This window comes from Mycobacterium sp. PSTR-4-N, assembly GCF_022348085.1.
Lineage (GTDB): Bacteria > Actinomycetota > Actinomycetes > Mycobacteriales > Mycobacteriaceae > Mycobacterium.
On record NZ_JAKRFN010000003.1, the window covers coordinates 14,202 to 39,823 of the forward strand.

24 protein-coding genes are annotated in these 25,622 nt (G+C 69.7%); 7 read left to right on the top strand and 17 right to left on the bottom strand.

The genetic code is table 11. The features are described 5' to 3' along the window. The 12 genes from argH to MHN84_RS05240 form a co-directional block, all read right to left on the bottom strand. Positions 1–1,413: an argininosuccinate lyase gene (gene argH / locus MHN84_RS05185; RefSeq protein WP_241203573.1), complete on the bottom strand. Its 1,413-nt coding sequence runs from the start codon at positions 1,411–1,413 to the stop codon at positions 1–3. A gap of 93 nt (positions 1,414–1,506) precedes the next feature. Then, a complete protein-coding gene (locus MHN84_RS05190) occupies positions 1,507–2,709 on the bottom strand; it encodes an argininosuccinate synthase (protein ID WP_241203574.1) in 1,203 nt (400 codons plus the stop codon). Between the two features lie 22 nt (positions 2,710–2,731). Beyond that, positions 2,732–3,214: an arginine repressor gene (locus MHN84_RS05195; RefSeq protein WP_241203575.1), complete on the bottom strand. Its 483-nt coding sequence runs from the start codon at positions 3,212–3,214 to the stop codon at positions 2,732–2,734. Further along, positions 3,211–4,134: an ornithine carbamoyltransferase gene (gene argF / locus MHN84_RS05200; RefSeq protein ID WP_241203576.1), complete on the bottom strand. Its 924-nt coding sequence runs from the start codon at positions 4,132–4,134 to the stop codon at positions 3,211–3,213. Before argF ends, MHN84_RS05195 begins: the two co-directional genes overlap by 4 nt. After that, complete coding sequence (locus MHN84_RS05205; RefSeq protein WP_241203577.1) at positions 4,131–5,306, bottom strand: acetylornithine transaminase; 1,176 nt, start codon at positions 5,304–5,306, stop codon at positions 4,131–4,133. Before MHN84_RS05205 ends, argF begins: the two co-directional genes overlap by 4 nt. After that, the gene (gene argB, locus MHN84_RS05210; protein WP_241203578.1) at positions 5,306–6,175 is read right to left on the bottom strand and encodes an acetylglutamate kinase; all 870 of its coding nucleotides are present in this window, start codon (positions 6,173–6,175) and stop codon (positions 5,306–5,308) included. The genes MHN84_RS05205 and argB overlap by 1 nt, the downstream gene beginning before the upstream one ends. Beyond that, the gene (argJ, locus tag MHN84_RS05215) at positions 6,172–7,386 is read right to left on the bottom strand and encodes a bifunctional glutamate N-acetyltransferase/amino-acid acetyltransferase ArgJ (protein ID WP_241203579.1); all 1,215 of its coding nucleotides are present in this window, start codon (positions 7,384–7,386) and stop codon (positions 6,172–6,174) included. The genes argB and argJ overlap by 4 nt, the downstream gene beginning before the upstream one ends. Then, complete coding sequence (gene argC, locus MHN84_RS05220; protein ID WP_241203580.1) at positions 7,383–8,420, bottom strand: N-acetyl-gamma-glutamyl-phosphate reductase; 1,038 nt, start codon at positions 8,418–8,420, stop codon at positions 7,383–7,385. Before argC ends, argJ begins: the two co-directional genes overlap by 4 nt. 54 nt (positions 8,421–8,474) lie before the next feature. After that, positions 8,475–10,976 (bottom strand): phenylalanine--tRNA ligase subunit beta, encoded by a 2,502-nt coding sequence (gene pheT / locus MHN84_RS05225; protein WP_241203581.1) that lies wholly within the window; start codon positions 10,974–10,976, stop codon positions 8,475–8,477. Beyond that, the gene (gene pheS / locus MHN84_RS05230) at positions 10,976–12,019 is read right to left on the bottom strand and encodes a phenylalanine--tRNA ligase subunit alpha (RefSeq protein WP_241203582.1); all 1,044 of its coding nucleotides are present in this window, start codon (positions 12,017–12,019) and stop codon (positions 10,976–10,978) included. The genes pheT and pheS overlap by 1 nt, the downstream gene beginning before the upstream one ends. A 30-nt stretch (positions 12,020–12,049) precedes the next feature. After that, entirely contained in the window at positions 12,050–12,868 is an 819-nt protein-coding gene (locus tag MHN84_RS05235) for a rhomboid-like protein (RefSeq protein WP_241203583.1), read from the bottom strand. A gap of 8 nt (positions 12,869–12,876) precedes the next feature. After that, entirely contained in the window at positions 12,877–13,722 is an 846-nt protein-coding gene (locus tag MHN84_RS05240) for an adenylate/guanylate cyclase domain-containing protein (protein ID WP_308192915.1), read from the bottom strand. Positions 13,723–13,855: 133 nt separating this feature from the next. Here MHN84_RS05240 and MHN84_RS05245 point away from each other — a divergent pair, with 133 nt between their 5' ends. Then, on the top strand, positions 13,856–14,887 hold the full coding sequence (locus MHN84_RS05245; protein ID WP_241203584.1) for an oxygenase MpaB family protein: 1,032 nt from the start codon (positions 13,856–13,858) through the stop codon (positions 14,885–14,887). A 36-nt stretch (positions 14,888–14,923) separates the two neighbouring features. Next, positions 14,924–15,703 carry an SDR family oxidoreductase gene (locus tag MHN84_RS05250; protein ID WP_241203585.1) on the top strand — a complete coding sequence of 260 codons (780 nt, stop codon included), beginning with the start codon at positions 14,924–14,926 and terminating at the stop codon, positions 15,701–15,703. Between the two features lies 1 nt (position 15,704). Here the strand turns inward: MHN84_RS05250 and MHN84_RS05255 are convergent, their stop codons facing one another. From MHN84_RS05255 to infC, 4 genes are read right to left on the bottom strand one after another with little or no spacing between them, the layout of a single operon-like run. Next, positions 15,705–16,454, bottom strand: a complete 750-nt coding sequence (locus MHN84_RS05255; protein WP_241203586.1) for an RNA methyltransferase — start codon at positions 16,452–16,454, stop codon at positions 15,705–15,707. Positions 16,455–16,477: 23 nt separating this feature from the next. Continuing rightward, positions 16,478–16,867 carry a 50S ribosomal protein L20 gene (gene rplT, locus MHN84_RS05260; protein WP_221361041.1) on the bottom strand — a complete coding sequence of 130 codons (390 nt, stop codon included), beginning with the start codon at positions 16,865–16,867 and terminating at the stop codon, positions 16,478–16,480. Positions 16,868–16,920: 53 nt separating this feature from the next. Then, on the bottom strand, positions 16,921–17,115 hold the full coding sequence (gene rpmI / locus MHN84_RS05265) for a 50S ribosomal protein L35 (protein WP_241203587.1): 195 nt from the start codon (positions 17,113–17,115) through the stop codon (positions 16,921–16,923). Positions 17,116–17,121: 6 nt separating this feature from the next. Then, positions 17,122–17,730: a translation initiation factor IF-3 gene (gene infC / locus MHN84_RS05270; RefSeq protein ID WP_241203852.1), complete on the bottom strand. Its 609-nt coding sequence runs from the start codon at positions 17,728–17,730 to the stop codon at positions 17,122–17,124. 252 nt (positions 17,731–17,982) lie between these two features. On the opposite strand from infC, the gene MHN84_RS05275 reads away from it, so the two are divergent. The 5 genes from MHN84_RS05275 to MHN84_RS05295 all read left to right on the top strand — a co-directional run bounded on the left by MHN84_RS05275 (position 17,983) and on the right by MHN84_RS05295 (position 24,689). After that, positions 17,983–18,333 carry a DUF1844 domain-containing protein gene (locus tag MHN84_RS05275; protein WP_241203588.1) on the top strand — a complete coding sequence of 117 codons (351 nt, stop codon included), beginning with the start codon at positions 17,983–17,985 and terminating at the stop codon, positions 18,331–18,333. A gap of 59 nt (positions 18,334–18,392) precedes the next feature. Then, positions 18,393–21,716, top strand: coding sequence for a bifunctional lysylphosphatidylglycerol synthetase/lysine--tRNA ligase LysX (gene lysX, locus MHN84_RS05280; protein ID WP_241203589.1), 3,324 nt, complete (start codon positions 18,393–18,395; stop codon positions 21,714–21,716). Between the two features lie 110 nt (positions 21,717–21,826). Beyond that, complete coding sequence (locus tag MHN84_RS05285; RefSeq protein WP_241203853.1) at positions 21,827–23,179, top strand: alpha/beta hydrolase family protein; 1,353 nt, start codon at positions 21,827–21,829, stop codon at positions 23,177–23,179. Between the two features lie 23 nt (positions 23,180–23,202). Further along, complete coding sequence (locus tag MHN84_RS05290) at positions 23,203–23,463, top strand: hypothetical protein (protein WP_241203590.1); 261 nt, start codon at positions 23,203–23,205, stop codon at positions 23,461–23,463. Positions 23,464–23,510: 47 nt separating this feature from the next. Then, the gene (locus MHN84_RS05295; RefSeq protein ID WP_241203591.1) at positions 23,511–24,689 is read left to right on the top strand and encodes a winged helix DNA-binding domain-containing protein; all 1,179 of its coding nucleotides are present in this window, start codon (positions 23,511–23,513) and stop codon (positions 24,687–24,689) included. A 3-nt stretch (positions 24,690–24,692) separates the two neighbouring features. Here MHN84_RS05295 and MHN84_RS05300 read toward each other — a convergent pair whose 3' ends face one another. Next, positions 24,693–25,538, bottom strand: a complete 846-nt coding sequence (locus tag MHN84_RS05300; protein WP_241203592.1) for an SDR family oxidoreductase — start codon at positions 25,536–25,538, stop codon at positions 24,693–24,695. Positions 25,539–25,622 lie beyond the last annotated feature (84 nt).

The window sequence follows — 25,622 nt, forward strand, 5'->3', positions numbered from 1 at the left end:
CTAGCGGCGCAGCCGGATTCGCAAACCGTCGGATGCTGCCCGCACGGCGCTGAGCTGCCGGGCCACCTGAACGGGGGCGGTGCCGCCCCGCGCGTCACGCGAATTCACCGACCCTTCCACCGTCAGGACGTCACGGACCTGCGGCCCGAGTTCGGGATGGATCGCGGCGAGTTCAGCGTCCTCGAGCTCCTCCAGTCCCACACCGCGAGCTTCCGCAGCGCGCACCGCCGCGCCCGCCGCCTCGTGCGCGACCCGGAACGGAACTCCGCGCCGCACCAGCCATTCCGCGACATCGGTGGCCAGCGTGTAGCCCAGCGGGGCGAGGGCGGCCATGCGCTCCACGTCGAACTCCAGCGTCGACACGAGCCCGGCCATCGCGGGCAGCAGCATCTCGAGCTGCGCCGCCGAATCGAACACGGGCTCCTTGTCCTCCTGCAGGTCCCGGTTGTAGGCCAGCGGCTGGGCTTTCAGAGTGGCGAGCAACCCGGTCACGTTGCCGATCAACCGGCCCGCCTTGCCGCGGGCGAGTTCGGCGATGTCGGGGTTCTTCTTCTGCGGCATGATGGAACTGCCGGTCGACCAGGCATCGTGCAGCCGCACGTACCCGAACTCGGTGGTGCTCCACAGGATGATGTCTTCGGCCAGCCGAGACAGATCGACCGCGATGAGGCCGAAGACGAATGCCGCCTCCGCCGCGAAATCCCGTGCGGCCGTGGCATCGACGGAGTTGTCGGCCGCAGCCGTGAAACCCAACTCCTCTGCGATCGCATCCGGATCCAGGCCCAATGATGAACCGGCCAGGGCACCCGAGCCGTACGGCGACACCGCGGCGCGCTTGTCCGCGTCGAGGAGCCGGTCCACGTCGCGCAGCAGCGGGTGGGCGTGCGCGAGCAGATGATGCGCCAGCAGGATCGGCTGCGCGGACTGCAGGTGCGTCTTCCCGGGCATGATCGCGGTCGGATGCGCGGCGGCCTGCGTGGACAGCGCGGCGACGACGTCGAACACGCCGTCGGCGATCCGGCGGATCGCGTCGCGCAGCCACAGCCGGAACAGCGTCGCCACCTGATCGTTGCGCGATCGGCCGGCCCGCAGACGTCCCCCCAGATCGGCTCCCACGCGGTCGATCAGGCCCCGCTCCAGCGCGCCGTGGACATCCTCGTCGGTCGCGATCGGCCCGAAGCTACCGTCGGCGACGTCGTTGCCGAGACTGTCCAGCCCGGCGAGCAGCCCGTCGCGTTGCTCATCGGTCAGCAGCCCCGCGCGATGCAACACCCTGGCGTGCGCCTTCGATGCAATCACGTCGTAGGGCGCCAGCACCCAGTCGAAGTGGGTCGACTTGCTCAGGGCGGCAAGCGCATCGGACGGCCCGTCGGCGAACCGGCCACCCCAGAGCGACCCCTCGTTCGTACTCATGTCAGCGCCCCCGTCCCGCGTCGAGATCGACGAATTGGTGGGTTTCTCTCGCACTTTCCCGCCCGATTGTCGGTTTGGGCGATGAGGGGGTGCTCACTTACCGGCCAGGTCCCGCCGCGCCGACAAGCTCGACGACAGCCCGTGCACATGGACGAAGCCCTTGGCGGACGACTGGTCGAACGTGTCGCCCTCGTCGTAGGTCGCGAGGTTGAAGTCGTACAGCGACTCCGCGCTGCGCCGGCCGTTGACCGCGATGTGTCCGCCGTGCAGCACCATCCGGATCTCACCGGTGACGTGCTGCTGGGTGTGCGCGACGAACGCCTCGAGCGACGACTTCAGGGGCGAGTACCACAGGCCGTCGTACACGAGCTCGCCCCACTTGCGGTCGGTCCCGCGCTTGAAGCGGCCCAGTTCACGCTCCAGCGTGACGTGTTCGAGCTCGGTGTGGGCCGTGATGAGCACCATCGCGCCGGGCGCCTCGTAGATCTCGCGGCTCTTGATCCCGACGAGCCGGTCCTCGACGACGTCGAGGCGGCCCACGCCCTGTGCCCCGGCGCGGGCGTTGAGCGCCTCGATGGCCTGCAGCACCGTCACCGGCTGGCCGTCGATGCTCACCGGCACACCCTTGTCGAAGCCGACGATGACCTCGTCGGGGCTGCTCCAGTTGACCGTGGGATCTTCGGTGTAGTCGTAGACGTCCTTGGTCGGTGCGTTCCAGAGGTGTTCCAGGAAGCCGGTTTCCACCGCGCGACCCCACACGTTCTGGTCGATCGAGAACGGCGAGCGCTTCGTCACGTTGATCGGGATGTCGTTCTGCTCGGCGAACGCGATCGCCTTTTCGCGGGTCCACGCATAGTCGCGCACCGGAGCGAGCACCTGCAGATCGGGCGCCAACGAGGCGAAACCGACCTCGAAGCGGACCTGGTCGTTGCCTTTTCCGGTGCAGCCGTGTGCGACGATGCCGCCGCCGTGCTCGCGGGCGGCCTCGACGAGGTGCTTGACGATCAGCGGCCGGCTCAGCGCCGAGACCAGCGGGTAGCGGTCCATGTAGAGCGCGTTGGACTGGATGGCCGGCAGGCAGTACTGCTCGGCGAACTCGTCGCGGGCGTCGACCACGACGGCCTCGACCGCACCGCAGTCCAGGGCGCGCTGACGCACGACGTCCATGTCCTCGCCGCCCTGCCCGAGGTCGATGGCCACCGCGACCACTTCGCGGCCGGTCTCCTTGCCGATCCAGCTGATGGCCACCGAGGTGTCCAGACCGCCGGAATACGCCAGGATGACGCGCTCGGACATAAGACTCTCTCCCTTGTTCGTGTCAGGCTTTGGCGAGGCTCTCCAGAGCCTCGCCGAGTTCGGCACCGGTCATCGGCTCTCGCGCGATGACGAAAATCGTGTCGTCGCCGGCGATGGTGCCGACCACATAGGGCAGTGCGGCCCGGTCGATCGCACTGGCCAGATAGTGCGCCGCACCCGGCGGTGTGCGCAGGACCGCGAGGTTGGCGCTGGCATCGGTGGCCACCAGCAGGTCACCGAGCAGCCGGGACACCCGTTCGATGCCACCGGTGACGCCGCGCACCGGGCTACCGTCCTCGGGCACGATGTACACCCCGCCACCGCCGTCGGCGCCGCGCAGCTTGACCGCGCCGAGCTCCTCGAGATCGCGCGAGAGCGTCGCCTGCGTCACGTCGATGCCGTCGGCGGCCAGCAGCGCCGCCAGCTCCCCTTGGCTGCGGACCTGCTGAGCGGACAGCAGCGCGACGATGCGGGCCTGCCTGCCCGCTCGCGTGGAGGCGGTCACGAATGCTCCAGCAGCCACACCAGCAGCGCCTTCTGCGCATGCAGCCGGTTCTCTGCCTCGTCCCAGACCGCGCTGCGCGACCCGTCGATCACCTCGTCGGTGATCTCGTGTCCGCGGTGGGCCGGAAGGCAGTGCAGCACAACGGCTTCCGAGTCCGCGCGGTCGAGCAATTCAGCGTTGACCTGGAACGGACGGAACGGCCGGACGCGGTCCAGCCCGTCGTTCTCCTGGCCCATGGAGATCCAGGTGTCGGTGACCAGCACGTCGGCACCGGCGGCCGCGGCCTGCGGATCGTCGGTCACCGTCACCGTGGCACCGGTCTGTCGAGCGCGGGTCTCGGCAGCGGCGACGAACATCGGGTGCGGGGCGAAGCCGCGCGGCGCCGCGATCGTCACGTGCACGCCGGCGGTGACGCCGCCCAGCATCAGCGAGTGCGCCATGTTGTTGGCGCCGTCGCCGAAGTAGCTGAGCCGCAAGCCTTTCAGACCGCCCTTCCATTCGGCGAGGGTCTGCAGGTCGGCGAGCACCTGGCACGGGTGGAATTCGTCGGAGAGCGCATTGACGATGGGGACGGACGACCCGGAAGCCATCGCGGTCAGCCGCTCCTGGGCGAAGGTGCGCCACACGATCGCGTCGACGTAGCGGGACAGCACCGTGCCGGTGTCCTCCAGCGTCTCCTCCCGGCCCAGCTGGGTGCTGCGCCCGTCGACGACGACGGCGTGCCCACCGAGCTGGGCGATACCCATCTCGAAGGAGAATCGCGTTCGGGTCGAGTTCTTCTCGAAGATCACCGCGACCCCGCGCGGGCCCTCCAGCGGCCGACGGCTGAACGGCTTGCGCTTGAGCTCGGCGGCCAGCGCCAGCACCTCGGCCTGCTCCTCCGGAGTCAGATCGTCGTCGCGCAGGAAGTGCCTGGTCATGATCCTGCCACCGTGTCGAGGATGCCCGGCAGCGCGGTGATGAACGATTGCGCCTGCTCCTCGGTGAGGACCAGGGGCGGCGCCAACCGAATGATCTGAGGCGCAGCGGCATTGACGAGGAAGCCTGCGTCACGCGCGGCCGCCTCGACCGGCTTGGCGACGTCGGCGGTCAACACGATGCCGCGCAGCAGGCCGCGCCCGCGGACGTGGTCGACGAGCGGATGCCCGAGCGCCTCGATCCCGTGGCTGATCGTCTTGCCCAGCACGTCGGCGTGCTCGATGAGCCCATCGTCGGCGAGCACCTTCAGTACGGCCAATGCTGCCGCGGTGCACACCGGGTTGCCGCCGAACGTGCTGCCGTGCAGGCCGGGGGTCATCAGCTCCGCGGTCGGTCCGATGGCCAGGCACGCCCCGATCGGCAGGCCGCCGCCGAGGCCCTTGGCCAGCGTGACGATGTCGGGGGTGATGCCGTCGTGCTGGTGGGCGTAGAAGGCGCCGGTCCGCCCGACGCCGGTCTGCACCTCGTCGAGGACGAGCAGAGCGCCGTGGCGTGCCGTGATCTCCCGCGCGGCGACGAGGTAGCCCGCCGGCGGGACGACGACGCCGCCCTCCCCCATGATCGGCTCCAGGAAGACCGCGGCCGTGTCGTCGTCGATGGCCGCGTGCAATGCGTCGACGTCTCCATAGGGCACGTGGGTGACCTCGCCGGGCAACGGCTCGAACGGCGCCTGTTTGGCAGGCTGCCCGGTCAGAGCCAGCGACCCCATGGTCCTGCCGTGGAAAGCACCCTCGGCGGCAACGAGTTTGGTACGCCCGGTCAACCGCGTGATCTTGAACGCGACTTCGTTGGCCTCGGTACCGGAGTTGGCGAAGAACACCCGGGCGGGGCCCCCGAGGTGCCCGACCAGCGCCTCGGCCAGGGCGATCCCCGGCTCGGTCGCGTAGAGATTCGACGTGTGGCCCAGCGTGCTCATCTGCCGGTGCACCGCATCGATGACCGCGGGATGGCAATGGCCGAGCACGTTGACCGCGATACCGCCCAGCAGGTCGACGTAGCGCTTGCCGTCGACATCGGTGACCACCGCGCCCTGCCCGCTGGCCAGCACCAGCGGCGGCGTGCCGTAGTTGTGCATCATCACCGCAGACCAGCGGTCGAGCAGAGGTTGGCTCATCACGCGACCACCTTGGTTCCGGCACCTTCGTCGGTGAACAGTTCGGCCAGCACGCAGTGTTCGACCCGGCCGTCGATGACGTGCGCGCTGGGCACGCCGCCGGTGATGGCGCGCAGGCAGGCCTCGATCTTGGGCACCATGCCCTCCTCCAACGTGGGAAGCAGTTGCGTCAATGCGGCGGAATCGATCTCGCTGACCAGGGAGCCGCGGTCGGGCCAGCTGGTGTAGAGGCCTTCGACATCGGTGAGCATCAGCAGCTTTTCCGCGCCCAGCGCCTCGGCCAGCGCGGCCGCGGCGGTATCGGCGTTGATGTTGTACACCCGACCCTCCACGTCCGGCGCGATCGTCGACACGACAGGAATCCGGCCGGCGGCGATCAGATCCCGCACGGCGTCGGTGCTGACCCGCTCGACGTCGCCGACGAGTCCGATGTCGGTGGCCACGCCGTCGACCAGCACACTGCGGCGCACCGCGGTGAACAGGTGAGCGTCCTCGCCGGTGATCCCGACCGCATAGGGCCCGTGCGCGTTGATCAGGTTCACGAGTTCCCGGCCCACCTGACCGAACAGCACCATGCGGGCGACGTCGAGCACCTCGGGGGTGGTGACGCGGAAGCCACCCCTGAATTCGCCGGAGATACCGAGCTTCTTGAGCATCGCGCTGATCTGTGGGCCGCCTCCGTGGACGACCACCGGGTGGACTCCGCAGTTGCGCAGGAACACCATGTCCTCGGCGAACGCCACCTTGAGGGTGTCGTCGGTCATCGCGTTCCCGCCGTACTTGACCACGACGATCTTGCTGTGCAGTGCCTTGAGCCAGGGCAGCGCGGCGGCGAGCACCAGCGCCTTCTGCGGCGTCGGCAGGCTCATGAGCTGTAGGCCGAATTCTCTTCGACGTACGCGTGAGACAGGTCGGTGGTGCGGATCGACGCCGAGGCGGCGCCGACCCCCAGATCCACCGTGACCACGATGTCCTCACCCGTCAGATCGACCTCGCGCGCGCCCGGCGCTCCCACACTGTCGACACAGACCGGGAAACCGTTGAACGACACGGTGATTCGATCGGCATCCAGCGGTACCGGCGCCATGCCCACCGCGGCGAGCACCCGGCCCCAGTTGGCGTCCGAGCCGAACAGCGCGGTCTTGACCAGGCTGTCGCGGGCGATCACCCGCGCGGCGGTCACCGCGTCGTCCTCGGTTTCCGCGCCGGTGACGGTGATGAGAATCCGTTTGGTCACGCCTTCGGCGTCGGCCTGCAGCTGGGCGCACAGGTCCTCACAGACCGCGAGCACCGCGGCGTCGAGATCGTCCTGGCTCGGCGTGACCTCGCTGGCCCCCGAGGACAGCAGCAGCACGGTGTCGTTGGTGGAGCAGCTGCCGTCGACGTCGAGGCGGTCAAAGGTGGCCGCGGTCGCGCGACGCAGCGCGCGGTCGAGCGCCGCGGCGTCGGCCACGGCGTCAGTCGTCAGCACGCACAGCATCGTGGCCAGCGAGGGCGCCAGCATGCCCGCACCCTTGGCCATGCCGCCGACGGTCCAGCGATCCTGATGATGCAGCGCAACCTGTTTGGGCACTGTGTCGGTGGTCATGATCGCCCGCGCGGCCTCTTCCCCGCCGGTGAGGCCGCCGGCCATCTCGTGCACGATCTCGGTGACGCCGGCGCGCACCTTGTCCATGGGCAGGCGGTCGCCGATCAGGCCGGTCGAACACACCGCGACCTCGATGGCGCCGGTCTCGGTGCCCCAGTCGGACAGTGCTGCCGCGACGGCCTCGGCGGTGGCGTGGGTGTCCTGGAAGCCGGCCGGCCCGGTGCAGGCGTTGGCGCCACCAGAGTTGAGAATGACCGCACGCAGCCTGCCCGTCGTGAGCACCTGCGTCGACCACAGCACCGGGGCAGCTTTGATCTTGTTGCGGGTGAACACCCCGGCCGCAGTGTGATCGGGGCCCTCGTTGAACACCAGCGCGAGGTCGAGCGCACCGGAAGCCTTGATACCGGCGGCGATTCCCGTCGCCCGGAAACCGGCGGGCGCGGTCACGCCCTGCGTGCGCAGCAGCCGGGCACTGTCGGCCAGATCGGTCACGGAGCCACCCCCACGGTCGTCAGTCCATCGATCTCGGTCCAGCCCAGCGCCAGGTTCATCGACTGCACCGCCGCGCCGGCGGTGCCCTTGACGAGGTTGTCGATCGCGGCGATCGCGATGAACGTCTGCGCGTCGGTGTCGACGGCGATCCCGAGCTGGGCGGCGTTGCCCCCGACGACGGCGCCGGTCTGCGGCAACCGGCCCTCGGGCAGCAGGTACACGAAAGGCTCTGCGTCGTAGGCTTTTTCGTAGACCGCGCGCAGATCGGACAGCGACGCCTGGGTGCGGGCGGTGCACGTGGCCAGGATGCCGCGGGCCGTAGGGATCAACACCGGGGTGAACGACACGGTCACGTCCGCGCCACCGGCGACCGCGGCCAGGCCCTGCGCGATCTCGGGAGTGTGCCGGTGCTTGCCGCCCACGTTGTACGCCCGCGCCGAGCCGATCACCTCGGCGGCCAGCAGGTCGACTTTGGCGGTCCGGCCCGCACCCGAGGTGCCGCTGACCGCGACGACGGTCACGGCCGGCTCCACGAGTCCGGCCGCCACCGCCGGCCACAGCGCCAGCAGCGCGGCGGTCGGGTAGCAGCCCGGCACGGCGATCCGAGTGGCGCCGCGCAGCCGGTCGCGGGCGCCGGGCAGCTCAGGCAGCCCGTACGGCCAGCTGCCCGCGTGCTCGGAGCCGTAGAACCGCTCCCACGCGGCGGCGTCGGTGAGCCGGAAGTCCGCGCCGCAGTCGATGATCACGGTGTCGGGACCCAGCTGCTCGGCCAGCGCGGCGGAGTGGCCGTGCGGCAACCCCAGGAACACGACGTCATGGCCTGCCAGCACCTCGACCTCGGTGGGCTCGAGAACCCGATCGGCCAGCGGCAGAAGATGCGGGTGGTGTTCGGCGAGAGTGGTTCCGGCACTCGCTGCCGCGGTCAGGGCACCCAGGGTGAGCGTGCCCTGCGCGTATGCGGGGTGCCCGAGCAGCAGCCGCAGGATCTCTCCTCCGGCATATCCACTGGCTCCGGCCACGGCGACGGACGTCATGCCACGATCCTTGCATGCTTATGCAGCAACATGCAAATTCATTATTGGTGCTGGTCAGCGCCGCTGCTGAGCACCTACCGCGCCGGCCGCCGCGGCCACCGCCGCATCGCGCGCCGCACTCGCCTCGTCCTCGGTCAACGTGCGGTCGGCGGCCCGGAAGCGCAGCGCCAACGCCAGCGACTTGCGTCCCTCGCCGACCTGCGGTCCGGCGTAGACGTCGAAGAGTCGGACGTCTTCGAGCAGCTCGCCCGCGCCGTCGCGCACCGCGTCGACGACCCGCTGTGCCGGCACCTCCTCGTCGACGACGAGCGCGACGTCCTGGAACACTGCGGGGAACGGTGAGACGCGCGGAGCCGGGAGCAGCTCGGTGATCGGCACCGCGTCGAGGTCCACTTCCAGCGCGCAGGTGCCCTTCGGCAGACCGGAGCGCTCGATCACGGCGGGATGCAACTGGCCGGCGTGTCCGACGACGGTGTCTCCCAGACAGATTGCGGCGCACCGTCCGGGGTGCCACGGCAGGTACTCGGCGCTGCGCAGCGTGAAGTCCACGCCGGCAGCCCGCCCGATGATCCGGACCGCCTCGAACGCGTCGAACGGCTCGACCGCGCGTCCCGGGCCCCAGGGGCCGGCAGGCTCGCGCAACCCGGCGAGTACCGCACCGACGTGCTGCGGCTGGCGCGGCAGCGACGCGTCCAGTGTCGCGATCTCGTCATCGGTGGGGCGCCGGTCGGTGGGGATGCGATCCACCGCGCGCGTCGCGGTGGTGGGCTCGACGACCTGCGCCAGCGCGAACAGGGCCACATCGGCTGCTCCGCGGGAGACGTTGCGGCTCAACGCCTCCAGCAGGCCGGGAAGCAGTGTGGTGGCCAGCGCGGGTCGGTCGGACTCCAGCGGGTTGAGCACCCGGGTGGTGTGCCGGCGTGGGTCGTCGGCCAGCAGACCCCACTGGTCGAAGATTCCGGCGGGCAGGAAAGGCGTCGGCAGGATCTCCACGAATCCGCCGAGGGCGAGCCCCTTTCCGATCGCCCGGCGCCGCTTCTGCACCGGCGTCAGGCCGCGCCCGCCGGGTGCGGCGGGCAGCACCGACGGGACGGCGTCGAGGCCTTCGAGCCGCATCACCTCTTCGACCAGATCGGCGGGCTCGCGCAGGTCGGGCCGCCAGCTCGGCGGTACGGCCGTGAGTTCGCCGCCGTCGACGGTGACCGTCGCACCGATCTGCGTCAGCCGCCGCTCCGCGGCTCCAGCCGGGTACTCGACCCCGGCCAGGCGATCGGGCAGGTCGACGGGCATCCGCACCGGGGCGGGTGACCAATCCTGCCGGGGCGGTTCCCCGCGCCAGTCGGTGAGCGTCGGTTGCACTGCTCCGCCGGCGATCTCGGCCAGCAGTGCGGCTCCCCTGTCCAGTGCCGCGACCGAGATCGCGGGGTCCACGGTGCGCTCGTAACGGCGACCGGCCTCGCTGTGCAGTCGCAGCCGGCGCTGTGTCCGCGATACCGCGGCGGGATCCCAGACCGCGGCCTCGAGCAGGACGTCGGTGGTGCTGTCACGCACCTCGGTGGTGCCGGCGCCCATGACCCCACCGATCGCAGCAGTGGCCGCGTCGTCGACGATCAGGACGTCGGCCGGATCGAGCCGACGCTCGACGTCGTCGAGCGTGACCACGGTCTCCCCCGGCTCGGCGAAACGTACCCGGAAGCCGCCGCGGATCAGGCTGCGGTCGTGCGCGTGCATCGGGTGGCCGAGTTCGAGCATGACGTAGTTGGTCACGTCGACGGCCGGTGAGATCGCACGAATCCCGCTGAGTAACAGGCGTCGTCGCATCCACCAGGGGGATACCGCCGCCGGGTCGATACCGGTGACCGGGCGCAGTGCGAAGCGTTGCACGCCGGCGGCGGGATCGATCTCGACCGGCAGCGCGTCACCCTCGTTCGGCAGCGCAGGCACGCCGAGCGCCGGATCGACGTAGTCCAGGTCGTAGGCGTTGGCGATCTCGCGGGCCATGCCGCGCACCGACAGGCAGTAGCCGCGGTCCGGGGTGATCGCGAGATTGAACACCACGTCGTCGAGCCCGAGGACCTCGTAGGCGGAGTCGCCCGGTGCAGCGGTGCCCGGCGGCAGCACCAGGATCCCGGAGTGGTCGGCGCCGAGGTTGAGTTCGGCCGACGAGCAGATCATGCCGTCGGATGTGCGGCCGTAGGTCTTGCGGGTGGCGATCGTGAACTCGCCGGGCAGCACGGTGCCGGGCAGTGCCACGACCACCAGGTCGTCGACGGCGAAATTCGTTGCACCGCAGACGATGTCGCGCGGCTCGCCCTCGACATTGTGTGAGCCGACATCGACCTTGACCGCCCTGATGGGCTTCTTGAACTCGGTGAGTTCCTCGATCGCGACGACGCGGCCGATGGTCAACGGACCGCGCACGGGACCGACCGGGATGATCTCCTCCACCTCGTGGCCGATCCGGATCAGTGTCTGCTCGAGCTCCTCGGGGGTCACGTCCCAGCCGGGAGCCCCGGCCGCCACGACGTCGCGCAGCCAGCTGTAGGGAAGACGCATCAGGCGCCCACCCCGAACGGCAGCGAGAAGCGCACGTCACCTTCGACCATGTCGCGCATGTCCGGGATGCCGTTGCGGAACTGCAGGGTGCGCTCCAACCCCATGCCGAACGCGAAGCCCGAGTATTCCTCAGGGTCGATCCCGCACGCGCGCAGCACATTCGGGTTGACCATGCCGCAGCCGCCCCACTCCACCCAGCCGGGGCCACCCTTCTTGTTCGGGAACCAGACGTCGACCTCGGCCGACGGCTCGGTGAAAGGGAAGAAGTGCGGCCGCAGCCGGGTCCGCCCCTGCGGCCCGAACTGGGCGCGCGCGAACGCGTCCAGCGTGCCGCGCAGGTTCGCCATGGTCAGTCCTTTGTCGACGGCCAGTCCCTCCACCTGGTGGAAGACCGGCGTGTGGGTGGCGTCGAGTTCGTCAGTGCGGAAGGTGCGTCCGATCGAGACGATGTACACCGGCAGTTCGCGGTCGAGCAGGGCGCGGATCTGCACCGGGGAGGTGTGGGTGCGCAGCACCTGCCGGGAGCCGTCGGGCGCCACGTGAAAGGTGTCTTGTTCGCTGCGGGCGGGGTGATCCGGCGGGAAGTTCAATGCGTCGAAGTTGAACTGCTCGGTTTCCACCTCGGGGCCCTCGGCCAGCTCCCATCCCATCGCCACGAACGTGTCGGCGACGTGCTCGGCCAGCAGCGTGATCGGGTGCCGGGCCCCGATCGGCTGCCGCGTCGACGGCAGCGTGACGTCGATGCGTTCTGCGACCAGAACCGCGGCGTCGCGTTCGGCGCGCAGCGCAGCCAGCCGCTCGTCGTAGGCGCTCTGCGCAGCGGTCCGTGCGACGTTGACCTGCTTGCCTGCGTCGGCCCGCTCGGTCTTGGGCAGGCTGCCCAGCGCCTGGCGGGCCAGCGCGATCGGTGAGCGGTCGCCGAGGTGTTCGGTTTTCGCGCGCGCCAGATCGTCGAGCGTCGCGGCCTCGGCGAAGGCGCGACCGGCTGCGCCGACCGCATCGGTCAACGCGTCGTCGGTGAGGTTCCCTGGCTGATCAGCCACCCGGCGATCATAGGCGATGGCTCGTTGCCCTCACGCCGTGGTCGACGAGCCGCCGGGGTCGTGGCACTCCGACCGGGTGACCGCGTCGGCAGGCCGCCGTCGCGCGTGCCGCAGGCGTTCGACACCGGCGGCGATGAGTGCTCCCATGGTGCCCGCGGCGGCGCCTTCGATGACGCCGACGACACCGTCAGCGAGGATCAGGAACGCAAACGCCGCACCGACGCACAGCAGCGCCGCGGTGGCCGGCGACCAGCGTGGCGCTGCGCGCAACCGTGTCGAGACGACCATGCCCAGGGCCAGCGCCACCGCATGCCCGATGTCGGTGAAGCCACCGCCACCGGTCACCACGACAACCGCCGCCGCACACCAGAATCCGATCCAGGCGGCTCGCCATCGATCCGGTACTGCCGCGGTGAGCACGCCGACCACCGCCATCGCGCCGTAGCTCATGCCGACGTCGGAGGCACGGGCGATCGACGCCGGCAGCCAGTCGAGTTCGACGGCGGCGACCAGTCCCGCCGCCACCAGCAGGGTCGCCCCGACGTGGCCGGTCGCGAACGTGAGTGCGGTCCGGCCGCCGCCGAGTGTCAACTCGGCCACCAACAGCAGGCAGACCAGGCCGGGCAGCCAGAGGTAGATCGGGCCGGCGTCGACGACGAAGGCGCTGCTGATCAGCGTGCCGAACCGGCCGCGGCTGAGGTTGTGCAGGTTCGTGCTGGCGTGCCGGATCAGCGCGTCGTGCATGGCCGGGTCCATCCGCACCATCGCGGCGGCGACGACAGACACCAGCACGGCGTAGCTCAGGGTGAACCGCGCCCTACGGACAGCGACGAGCAATCCGGCCTGCACCACATCCACTATGCGTCGGACGCGGCGCCGTCGCGGTCCTCGTCACCTGCCAACTGCCTGCGAGTTCTCAGGCGGTACACCACGAAGTCGTCGGGCACGCCGTCCTGTTTGGGCGCGAACACCGGCTTGCGGAGCCGCTTGGCGATCACACCGAGACGGTCGAGCTCCTCTTCCGGGATGCGCTCCAACGCCGCCGCCGAAACCACCAGCTCGCCTCGGGTCGCGCGTTCCATCACCCGGGCGGCGAGGTTGACATCGATGCCCAGCCAGTCCGAGCCGATCCGTTGCGGCCTGCCCGTGTGGATCCCCACCCGCATGCGGGGCGTGTACCCGTCGAGCTCGATGTTCCTGATCGCCTCGCGGGCGACGAGCACAGCGCCCAGCGCGGTGAGCGGGTCGGCGAACACCGCCATCAATCCGTCGCCCATGCGTTTGACGATGTGCCCGCCGGCTTCCAGCAGCGGCGGCTCCACCACCTGCGCCACACGGCGCAGCAGCCGTAGCGTCGCGTCGTCGCCGGCGCGCAGTGACCAAGCCGAGAACCCGACGAGGTCGGTGAACACGAGCGTCACCTCGTCGTTGGCGGGCTTGCCGGACACGCGCTCGGTCAGGGCCTGCCACACCTGCAGCGCGCCGAGGCTCACCTCACGCGTCAGCGCCTCGCGTTCGAGGAGCCGGTCGGCCGCCCGCGCCGCTGCGCGCGGACCCCCTACGCCGGCGGTGGAGAGCGGATCGCCGAACTCGGGATCGCCGGGGAGAGCGCGGCGTGCTCGCCGCAGGAATGCGACGGCCCCGGCGTGGTGGTTGACCGTGCGCAGCCACCTCAGTGGGCCCGACGCGTCACTGTCCTCCACAGCGGTCAGCGTAATCCAGCGCGACGTGGGTGATGAATGACCAGGTCACGCATGCGCGGCCGCGCGGTGGCGGCTGGATAACGGCCACCACCCAGCCATGGACAACGGTCGTTGTCAGCCATAGCGTGAGCTGATGGGATCTCCGGCGGCGCAGCGTCCTTCGGCATCGGACCCGTTGGGGCCGGACTCGCTGACGTGGAAATACTTCGGCGACGTCCGCACCGGCATGCTCGGCGTCTGGATCGGCGCGATCCAGAACATGTACCCCGCGCTCGGCGCGGGCGTCGAGGATCACTCGATTCTTCTGCGGGAGCCGTTGCAACGGGTCGCCCGCTCGGTCTACCCGATCATGGGCGTCGTCTACGACGGTGACCGCGCCGCCCAGACCGGCGCGCAGATCAAGGGGTACCACGCCACGATCAAGGGCGTCGACGCGAAAGGCCGCCGCTACCACGCGCTCGACCCCGACACCTTCTACTGGGCGCACGCCACGTTCTTCATGCTGATCATCAAGACCGCCGAGTACTTCTGCGGCGGGCTCACCGAGGCCGAGAAGCGGCAGCTGTTCGACGAACACGTGCAGTGGTACCGCATGTACGGCATGAGCATGCGGCCGGTGCCCGGCACGTGGGAGGAGTTCTGCGAGTACTGGGACCGCACCTGTCGCGACGAGCTGGAGATCAACCGGGCCACCCGCGACATCTTCTCGATCCGCATCCCCAAACCCCGCTTCGTGCTGATGCCGACGCCGCTGTGGGACCAGATGTTCAAGCCGATGGTCGGGGCGCAGCGCTGGATCGCGGCAGGGCTGTTCGACCCGGCGGTCCGGGAGAAGGCCGGCCTGCGGTGGACACCGGGCGACGAGGTGTTGCTGCGGCTGTTCGGCAAACTGGTCGAACTCGCCTTCGTCGCAGTCCCCGACGAGATCCGGTTGCACCCGCGCGCGGTGGCCGCGTACCGGCGCGCCGACGGCACGGCCGCCCCGGATTCCCCGCTCGTGGAGGCGCCCGCGTTCATGGGGCCGCCGCGGGACCGCCGCGGCATGCCCATGCACTACGTGCCTCACGGCAAGACGCTCCTCGACCGTGCGGGCGCACTGGTACACACCACGTTCGCGCTGGCGGCATTGCGGCCGGGACGTCCGCGAACCCGCACGGCGGCCTGACACAATGGGCGCTTCGAGGGACGAAGGAGCGCCACGGTGGAATTCAGCAACAGCACGGCGTTGATCACCGGCGCCAGCGGTGGGATCGGCGAGGAGTTCGCGATCCAGCTCGCGGCGCGCGGCGCCGATCTGATCCTGGTGGCCCGCCGCGCCGACCGGCTCGAAGCACTGCGGGAGAGTCTGCTGGCACGCCACCCGGGCATCGTCGTTGACGTCGTCACGGCCGATCTCGCGGTGGCGGTGTCCGGCGCCCAGCTGGCCGCTGAGATCAGCGAGCTCGGCCGCACCGTGGACATCCTGGTCAACAACGCCGGCATCGGCTTGCACGGCGCCTTCCACACCCAGGATCCCGACGCGAATGCCGGTGCCGTGCAACTCAATTGCGGGACGCTGGTCGATCTGACAGCGCGCTACCTGCCCGCCATGGTCGAGCGACGCCACGGCGTGGTCATCAACGTGGCGTCCACAGCGGCATTCCAACCGACCCCCGGCATGGCCGTCTACGGCGCGACGAAGGCGTTCGTGCTGTCGTTCTCCGAAGCGCTCTGGCAGGAGAATCGCAAGACCGGCGTACGCATTCTCGCGCTGTGCCCCGGTGCCACGGAGACGGAGTTCTTCGACCGCACCGGCGAGAGGTTCATGACCGACGGGCGCCAAAGCGTGACCGAGGTCGTCGAGACCGCGCTGGCCGCACTGGACAAGTCGACGCCCACCGTGGTCTCCGGCCTCAAGAACGCCATCCTTGCCTCCGGGTACCGCGTCGCGCCACGCAGGCTGCTTCTCGCGGTGTCGGAGCGCATGCTCAAGGCCCAGTAGTTCAGCTCTGCGCGGCCCGACGACTGCGCGCCGACGCGTAGAGGCAGATGGCCGCAGCCGAGGCCACGTTGAGGCTCTCCGCCTCCCCTGCCATGGGAATGCGCACCCGCGCGGTGGCCAGCGCGGCGACCTCGTCGGGTAGGCCGTGAGCCTCGGGACCGAACAGCCACGCTGTCGGCGCCGCGTCGACGTCGTCGACGCTCGCATCCCCGTCGAGAACCGTGGCCAAGATCTGCAGGCCCGCGACCTTCAGTCGCGAAAGCAGCTGCAGCACATCGGGTTCGCTCAGCACCGGAACCGAGAAGATGCTGCCCGCCGAAGCACGCAGGCATTTGCCGTTGTAGGGGTCGACGCTCTCGCCGGCGAGCACGACGGCGTCGGCGCCCATGGCGTCGGCCACCCGGATCAGGGTGCCGGCGTTGCCGGGTTCGGAGATGCCGACCGGAACGGCCAGCATCGTCGGCCGTGCGGCCAGCACGCCGTCCAGGTCGACGGTCGGCTGCTCGCACACCGCGACGAGCCCCACCGGAGTCACGGTGTCGGACAACGCTTTCGCGGCCTTCTCTGTGACCAGCTCGACTGTCGTCCCGGTCAGCAGGTCAGCGAATCGCTCCGCCGCGGCCTCGGTGGCGAACACCTCGGAAACGAGTCCGCGCCGCAACGCTGCCTCGACGAGGTTGGGTCCCTCGGCGAGAAAGCGTGCGGCGCGGCGGCGCCCGGTGTGGCGGTGCAGCTTGACTGCCGCCACCACCCGGGCAGAACGCTCGGTAAGGGTCAGGCAGCCTCACCCGACGGTGCATTGACATCCTCCGGCAGCGCCGCCTTGGCGGCCTCTGCCAGCGCGGCGAACGCGGCCGGATCGCTGACCGCGATCTCTGCCAGGTTCTTGCGGTCCACCTCGATGCCTGCGGCCTTGAGGCCCTGGATGAGGCGGTTGTAGGTGATGTCGTTGGCCCGTGCGGCGGCGTTGATGCGCGAGATCCACAGCTTGCGGAATTCGCCCTTGCGAGCACGCCGGTCACGGTAGGCATAAGTCAACGAGTGCAGCTGCTGCTCTTTGGCCTTGCGGTACAGGCGGGACCGCTGACCGCGGTAGCCCTTGGAGGCCTTGAGTACGGTGCGCCGCTTCTTCTGCGCGTTGACTGCGCGCTTCACGCGTGCCATGGGTGTGTCCTATCTGGGTCGGGTAAGGGAAAGGGCGTGGGCGCCCGAAAAAGTCAGCCGTTGAGCATCTTCGCGACACGCTTGGTGTCGTTGGCAGCCACCGCGGTGCGGCCGGCGAGCCGGCGGGTACGCGTGGACGGCTTGTGCTCGAGCAGGTGCCTGCGGTTGGCCTTCTGGCGGACGATCTTGCCGGTCCCGGTCTTACGGAACCGCTTCGAAGCGCCGCTGTGGGTCTTCGCCTTGGGCATGTTTCCTCAGTTCTTCTGTGTGTCGGTCTGGGTGTCGGCGGCCGCGGTGGCGCGCTGTTGCGCCGGCGCGTCCGCATCGTGCGCCGCCTTGGCACGAGTCTTCGCGCCGCGGTGCGGGGCCAGCACCATCGTCATGTTGCGGCCATCCTGCTTCGCGGACGTCTCGACGAAGCCGTAATCGGCGACGTCGGCGCCCAGGCGCTGCAGGAGGCGGAAACCCAGTTCGGGCCGCGACTGTTCGCGGCCGCGGAACATGATCGTCACCTTGACCTTCGACCCGGCTTCGAGGAAGCGGATGACGTGACCCTTCTTGGTCTCGTAGTCATGCGGGTCGATCTTGGGACGGAGTTTCTGTTCCTTGACGACGGTCTGCTGCTGGTTCTTGCGAGACTCGCGAGCCTTCTGCGCCGTCTCGTACTTGAACTTCCCGTAGTCCATGATCTTGCACACGGGCGGCTTGGCGTCCGGCGCTACTTCCACGAGGTCGAGATCGGCGTCGGCGGCGACGCGGAGTGCATCTTCGATGCGCACGATGCCTACCTGTTCACCGCCCGGTCCGATCAGACGGACTTCAGGTACGCGGATGCGCTCGTTGACGCGGGTCTCAGTGCTGATGGGGCCTCCCGGGGTAGATCCTGTTGTCATCACAGAGTCCCCGCCCCGGCGGCACACGTCCCCCATGGGAACGAATAAGCCCTGCTCACAGCAGGGCCCAAAGCCGACCAGGCCGGATACCGGTGACGTCGTCACCGATGTCCGGACCGGACCGCGCTACCTTGTATCGATCATCGGCAGGCGGTGGGAGTGGGACTCCACTTGCTGTCCCTGGCCTCAGCCGGGACGGTCGCGCATGCCAGTCTAGCAGGCATGACCGATAGCTCTGAACATGCCGAATCGCCCGCACGCGAACTGGCCGACGTGCCCGCGGTCGAGGTGATCACTCGCGCGGCGGTGATGCTCATGAGTGCGGCCGCGGAGAAGCTGGGCCTGTCCGCCGACGATCCGGACGACAGCCCCCACCGCGACCTCGACGAGGCACGGCGCCTGATCACGGCGCTGGCGGGGCTGGTGTCGGCCTCGGCGGAGTACCTGGGTCCGCATGCCGGCCCGGTCCGTGACGGCCTTAAGAGTCTGCAGCTGGCGTTCCGCGAGGGTAGCGCCGCACCGGATGAGCCCGGCAAAGGTCCCGGCGAGAAGTACACCGGCCCCGTCTGGTGAACCCGGCGCGCGGCCGACTTGCAGCCGCGACGCAGCGTGAGGGCCTATCCTCGCGCCCTATGACCACCACTGGCCTCGCCAGGACACGTCCCGCGACCAGTTTCGGCTGGGTGCCTGCTGCAGCCGGTTGGATCGTCGGCGTCATCGCGACGCTGTCGCTGCTGGCGAGCATCTCCCCGTTCATCCGCTCGGCGATCAAGATGCCGCGCGAGTTCGTCGACGACTACATCTTCAACTTCCCCGACACCAGCTTCGCCTGGGCGTTCGTCCTCGTCCTGCTGGCGGCGGCGTTGGCCGCCCGCAAACGCATCGCGCTGTGGATTTTGACCGGCTACATGGTCGCCGCGGCGGGGTGGAACCTCCTCGAGTTGATCGACGGCGGCGAGCGCTGGTTCGAGAAGGTCGGCGAGATCGTCGGTCTCGGGTTCCACGTCGTCGCGGTGGTGTGTCTGGTGCTGGCGCGTCACCAGTTCTGGGCGCGGGTGCGCCGCGGCGCGCTGCTCAAGGCGGCACTCGTGCTCCTCGCCGGCATGACGGTGGGCACCCTGGTCGGGTGGGGCCTGCTGGAGCTGTTCCCGGGCTCGCTGGCCCGCTCCGACCGGTTCTGGTACGCACTGAACCGCGTGGGCGCGTTCGCCGGCGCGGATGCGGACACCTTCGCCGGCCACCCACACGTGTTCGTCAATGCGCTGCTCGGACTCTTCGGTGCACTCGCGCTGATGGTCGCCGCGATCGTGCTCTTCCAATCGCAACGCGCCGACAACGCGCTGACCGGTGAGGACGAATCGGCGATCCGCGGCCTGCTGGAACTGTTCGGCAAGAACGATTCGCTCGGCTACTTCGCCACCCGCCGCGACAAGGCCGTCGTCTTCGCCCCCAACGGCCGCGCCGCGATCACCTATCGCGTCGAGGTCGGGGTGTGTCTGGCCAGCGGCGACCCGGTCGGCGATCCGCGGGCCTGGCCCGCCGCGATCGCCGCATGGCTTGCGCTGTGCGAGACCTACGGATGGGCGCCGGGGGTGATGGGGGCGAGTTCCACGGCGGCCCAAGCGTTCCGCGAGGCCGGGCTGAGTGCGCTGCAACTCGGTGACGAGGCGATCCTGCACCCCGACGACTTCCGCCTCTCCGGGCCCGACATGCGTGCTGTGCGGCAGGCCGTGACCCGGGCCCGCCGCGCCGGTGTCACGGTGCGGATGCGCCGCCATCGGGATCTGTCCGCCGAGGAGATGGCGGCGGTGATCGAGCGCGCCGACGCCTGGCGCGACACCGACGACGAACGCGGCTTCTCGATGGCGCTGGGCCGGCTCGGTGACCCCGCGGACGGCGACTGCCTGCTGGTCGAGGCCATTCAACAGTCCGGCGACGCCGGCGACACTGCGGTGGTCGCGATGCTCTCACTGGTGCCGTGGGGCACCAACGGGGTGTCGCTGGACCTGATGCGCCGCGCCCCGGAATCACCCAACGGCACCATCGAGTTGATGGTCAGCGAGTTGTGCCTGCAGGCCGAGGAGATCGGCGTGACCCGGGTGTCGCTGAACTTCGCGATGTTCCGGTCGGCGTTCGAGCAGGGCGCCCAACTCGGCGCAGGGCCGGTGGCCCGCATGTGGCGGGCCCTCCTGGTGTTCTTCTCCCGGTGGTGGCAGTTGGAGACGCTGTACCGGTCCAACATGAAGTACCAGCCGGAGTGGGTGCCGCGGTACGCGTGCTACGAGGAGGCGCGTCTGGTTCCTCGCGTCGGAGTGGCCTCCGTCATCGCCGAAGGCTTTCTGGTGCTTCCGTTCTCGCGTCGCCACGAACAACCCCACACCGGCCATCACACCGCGGTGCCCGGTGCGCTGATCGCCACCGGTGCGTTGCACAGCGACGGCACCGCACCCGACCTCGACGGGCTGCGCGCCGACGCGCCGGCCGAGGGCACCGCACCCCGGCTGCCCGAGCAGGTGCGCGTCCGCATGGCCAAGCTGAAGGCGCTGCAGGACGACGGCGTCGACGCCTACCCGGTGGGCAGTCCGCCCAGCCACACGGTGGTCCAGGCCCTCGAAAGCCCCGAGGGCGCAGCGGTGACCGTGGCCGGGCGGGTGCTGCGGCTTCGCGACTACGGCGGCGTGCTGTTCGTCGAATTGCGGGACTGGTCGGGCGATGTGCAACTGCTGCTGGACAACTCACTGCTCGAATCGGGATGTACCGCCGATTTCACCCGAACCATCGACCTCGGAGACCTCATCGAGGTGAGCGGCACGATGGGGCACAGCCGAAACGGCACCTGGTCGCTGCTGACGGGGCGCTGGCGGCTGATCGGCAAATGCCTGCGCCCGCTGCCCGACAAGTGGAAGGGCATGACCGATCAGGAAGCCAAGGTGCGCGCCCGCTACGTCGACCTCGCGGTCAACACGGATGCGCGCGAGCTGATCCGAGCGCGCAGCGCGGTTCTGCACGCGATCCGGGAGACATTGGTGGGCAAGGGCTTTCTCGAAGTCGAGACGCCCATTCTGCAGCAGATCCACGGCGGCGCGAACGCTCGACCGTTTCTCACCCACATCAATGCCTACGACCTCGACCTGTACCTGCGCATCGCCCCCGAGCTCTATCTCAAGCGATTGTGCGTCGGCGGTGTGGAGCGGGTCTTCGAACTCGGCCGCGCGTTCCGCAACGAGGGCGTGGACTTCAGCCACAACCCCGAGTTCACGCTGCTGGAGGCCTATCAGGCGCACGCCGACTACCGGGTGTGGATCGACGGTGCACGGGAACTGATCCAGAATGCCGCCCAGGCGGCCAACGGCGAGCAGGTGTTCTGGCGTCCGCGCGAGGACGGCACCCTGGAGCCGGTCGACATCTCCGGGCCGTGGCGGGTCACCACCGTGCACGACGCCGTGTCGGGGGCACTGGGTGAACACATCACGCCCGAGACGGATCTGGGCACCCTGCGCCGGCTCTGCGACAAGGCCACGATCCCCTATCTCAATCACTGGGACACCGGCGCCGTCGTGCTCGAGATGTACGAGCACCTCGTCGAAGACCGCACCGAGGCGCCGACGTTCTACACCGACTTCCCCACCTCGGTGTCCCCGCTCACCCGTCCGCATCGCAGCATCGCGGGGGTCGCCGAGCGCTGGGACCTGGTGGCCTGGGGCGTCGAACTGGGCACGGCCTACAGCGAACTCACCGATCCGGTGGAGCAGCGCCGCCGTTTGCAGGACCAGTCACTGCTGGCAGCAGGCGGTGATCCGGAGGCGATGGAACTCGACGAGGACTTCCTCCAGGCGATGGAGTACGCCATGCCTCCCACCGGCGGGCTGGGCATGGGCGTGGATCGCGTCGTGATGATGATCACCGGCCGCAGCATCCGCGAAACACTGCCGTTCCCGCTCGCCAAACCGCGTTAGCAGCAAGGACACAGCCTGCTCCAAGCTTCGGGCGTCAAGGTGGAGCCGTGACGACGTCCGGTCCGTTCTCCCTGACCTTCTGGGAATCCACTCGCCACCATCTGTCGCTGATGCACGGGTGGTTGCCCGCCGTCGTGCAGGTCTTGGCAATCGTCGCCCTGGTCACCGCCATCGGCTGGCGCACCCGGCGCTGGCGGATGGTGTGGCTCCCGTGGTCGGCGGTCATCGGGGTGATGCTGACCGTGGGCGCGTACTGGTACACCGAGACAGCCGGTGTCGCTGATGACACGAACCCGGCACCGCAGACGTTGTGGGTGTGGATCGCGTTGTCCGGCATCGCATTCGGCGTACTGGTGTCGGGCTGGCGCGACGCACAGTGGTGGCGCCGGGCGGTGGCCCTGGCCGCAGTTCCGCTGTGCGCGCTGTGTGCCGCGCTGGCGCTCAACCTGTGGACGGGCTACTTCCCCACCGTGCAGACCGCGTGGAGTCAACTCACCGCGGGCCCGCTGCCCGACCAGACCGACCCGGTGACGGTCAAGGCGATGCAGCGCACTCACACGATTCCGATCAAGGGCAGCGTCGTGCCCGTCGACATCCCCGACACCGCATCGGGTTTCAAACACCGCGGCGAGTTCGTCTACCTGCCGCCCGCCTGGTACGCCACGGATCCGGCGCCATTACTACCGACGATCATGATGATCGGCGGAGAGTTCAACACCCCGGCGGACTGGATGCGCGCAGGTAATGCGATCAAGATCCTCGACGACTTCGCGGCGGCTCACCATGGTGCGGCGCCCGTCGTCGTGTTCGTCGACCCGGGTGGTGCGTTCAACAACGACACCGAATGCGTCAACGGGGCACGAGGCCAGTCGGCCGACCACCTGACACGCGACGTGGTGCCCTACATGAAGGCGAACTTCGGCGTCAGCCCGGCCGCGGCGAACTGGGGTGTGGTCGGCTGGTCGATGGGTGGCACCTGTGCGGTGGACCTGGCGGTGATGCATCCCGACATGTTCAGCGCGTTCGAGGACATCGCCGGTGATCTCGCCCCGAATTCGGGGAACAAGGCCCAGACTGTGGCCCGCCTGTTCGGTGGCAACAGTGCCGCCTACGCGTCGTTCGATCCGAGTGCGGTCATCAGCCGGCACGGCCCCTACCGCGGGGTGCAGGGCTGGTTCGACGTCAACGGCCCGCTGCCCGGGTCGGGCGCCGGCAAGCCGAACGATCAGGCGATCGCCGCCTCGACGCTTTGCGCCCTGGGCAACCGGTCCGGCATCGACTGCGCCGTGGTCAACCAAGCCGGCAACCACGACTGGCCTTTCGCCTCCGCCGCGTTCGCGACCGCGCTGCCGTGGATGGCCGGTGCGATCGGCACGCCGGGGGTAGCGCCGGTGGCGCTGCCCGCCAGTCCGCAGGCGCCTCCCCCGCCGGCGGCCATGGCGGAAAAGGCGGCCGCCCGCTAGCGGGCAGCGGTAGCGTGGGGCACATGTCCGACGACGCCGCCATCCCTGCCGAGAGCGGTTACACCGAGGACGGGGTCCCGACATTCGACGCGGTTCGGGAGAAGATCGAGAACCGGTACGCGACATCGCTGGGATCGGCTGAGTTGGCCGCCGAGACCCCAGAAGGCCGGACCGCGGCCGAGCAGTACGACGCGCGGCAGCGCGCGGCCGCCGAGAGGTTGGCCCAGATCCGGCGGTCGATGCGGGGCGAACACGGCGACCAGACCGACACCGACACCGAGTAGCGCTGTCGATCCCTGCGTCGGCTCCGGCCGGAAGGCTAGGGTCGGGCGTGCGCACCATCACCGTCGAGCAGCGCCGGGCCCGGCTGGCGCACCGTCACCTGTTGAGTCCGCCTGCGGCAGCGTCGGCGACGGTGTCCGACGTCACCGAGCGGCTGGTCGCCTTGCACGCCACCGATCCCGCGACGCCGTATCTGTCACTGTGGACGCGGCTTCCGGATTTCGCGCACGACGACCTCGACGTCGCGCTGTACCGGGACCGCTCGGTGGTCAAACACCTCGCGATGCGCAGGACGCTGTGGGTGGTGCGGCCCGCGGACCTACCCGCGGTGCAGGCGGCGGCCAGTGACCGAGTGGCCGTCAACGAGGCGCGGCGACTGGCCGCCGATGTGGAACGCGCCGGGGTCGCCGGCGACGGCGCGGCCTGGCTGGCCACCGCGAGCGCCGCAGTGCTCCGCCATCTTCGGGACGAAGGCCCCTGCAGCGCACGGGAACTGCGCGAAGCGTTGACCGAACTCACCGGAACCTACAACCCCGCACCGGGGAAGGCCTACGGCGCGGAAGGGCATCTGGCGCCGCGGGTCCTGACGGTGCTCTCCGCGCGCGGTGACATCGTGCGCGGGGTCAACGACGGGGGGTGGCTGACCTCGCGGCCGCGGTGGACGGCCACCGAGACGTGGCTGTCCGATCTCGGGACCGCCGCGGACGCCGACGCCGCGAGCGCCGGGTTGGTGCGCCGCTGGCTGGCGACCTTCGGCCCCGCGACGCTCACCGACATCAAGTGGTCGTTCGGGGCGACCCTGACGTGGGCTCGAAAGACATTGTCCGCCATCGATGCTGAAGAAGTACTGCTGGACGGCGCCACCGGGTATGTGCTGCCGGGCGACGTCGACAGCTCGGCGGACGAGCCGGCCGCCGAGCCGTGGTGCGCCCTGCTGCCGTCACTGGATCCCACGACGATGGGCTGGTTCGACCGGGACTGGTACCTCGGCCCGCACCGGGCCGAGGTGTTCGACCGCAACGGCAATGCGGGGCCCACCGCGTGGGTGGACGGCCGCGTGGTCGGCGCTTGGCGGCAGGACGACGCCGGCCGCGTCGAGCTGGTCCTGCTGGAAAAGGTCGGGCGTCGCGCGGCGTCAGCGCTCGAGGCCCGGGCCGAGGAGCTGACCACCTGGCTCGGCGGCGTGCGGGTCAGCCCGCGGTTCCCGTCCCCGGCGTCGAAGCGCTGAGGTTCAGTTCACGAACGCGTCGCGGTGGCTGACCGCCCACTCACCGAACGTGATGGCCGGTCGGCCGGTGATCGAGGGGACGGCCTGCGTCACCACGGCGGGTTCGGTGACTTCGAACGCCCATTGGGCCATCAGGAGGTCGAGGTACCGCGGCGGCAGCACCCGCCCGTAGAGGGCGCGGGCTTGCGGCTCCGGCAGGACGGTGATGTCGATCGACTGGGAGATCGCGCGGCCGATGAGGCCGACCTGCTCGCGCATGGTCAGCGACTCCGGCCCGGTGAGGACGACTTTCTGCTCGTCGAGCTGCGAGGTGGTGAGCGCGTGCAGGGCGACCGCGGCGATGTCCTGGTCGGCGATGGGCGCCTGGTGGGATTCGGGAAACGGTAGCCCCACTCTGCGGTGCGCGCGAATGTGATTCGCCCAGAAGCGGATTGCGTTGCGCGCAAAAGCGCCGGGGCGCAGGCACACCGTCGTGAAGCCGCCGTCGATGGCGGCATCCTCCACGGCGAGGTGGCGCTGCTTGTTGTACGCCACGAACGGTTCCGTGCGCGTGGTGTCGATGGTGGAGAGCACCACGACTTTATGAACCCCTGCCGTCGCCATGTGTTCGACGAGCTCGGGCAGCACCTCCGGCGGGGCGAAGCTGACGAGAAAGACAGCGTCGACGCCCTCGAGCGCGGGCCGCAGCGTCCGGGGCTGATCGAGATCGCCGGGAAAAGTCTCAAGCCACGGCCACCGCCGCGGATTCGGGCGGCGACATGTCGCGCGCACGTCGACACCGGTGTGCCGGAGCTGGTCGATGAGGGTGGAGCCGACTCCCCCACTTGCCCCGGTGATCAACACTCGCATGGTCGTGGCCCTTCTGTGGTCTGGGACTCCACGCTAGGAACAGCGACTCATCAGCACCAATCATGAGTTCTTATGTGCGACATT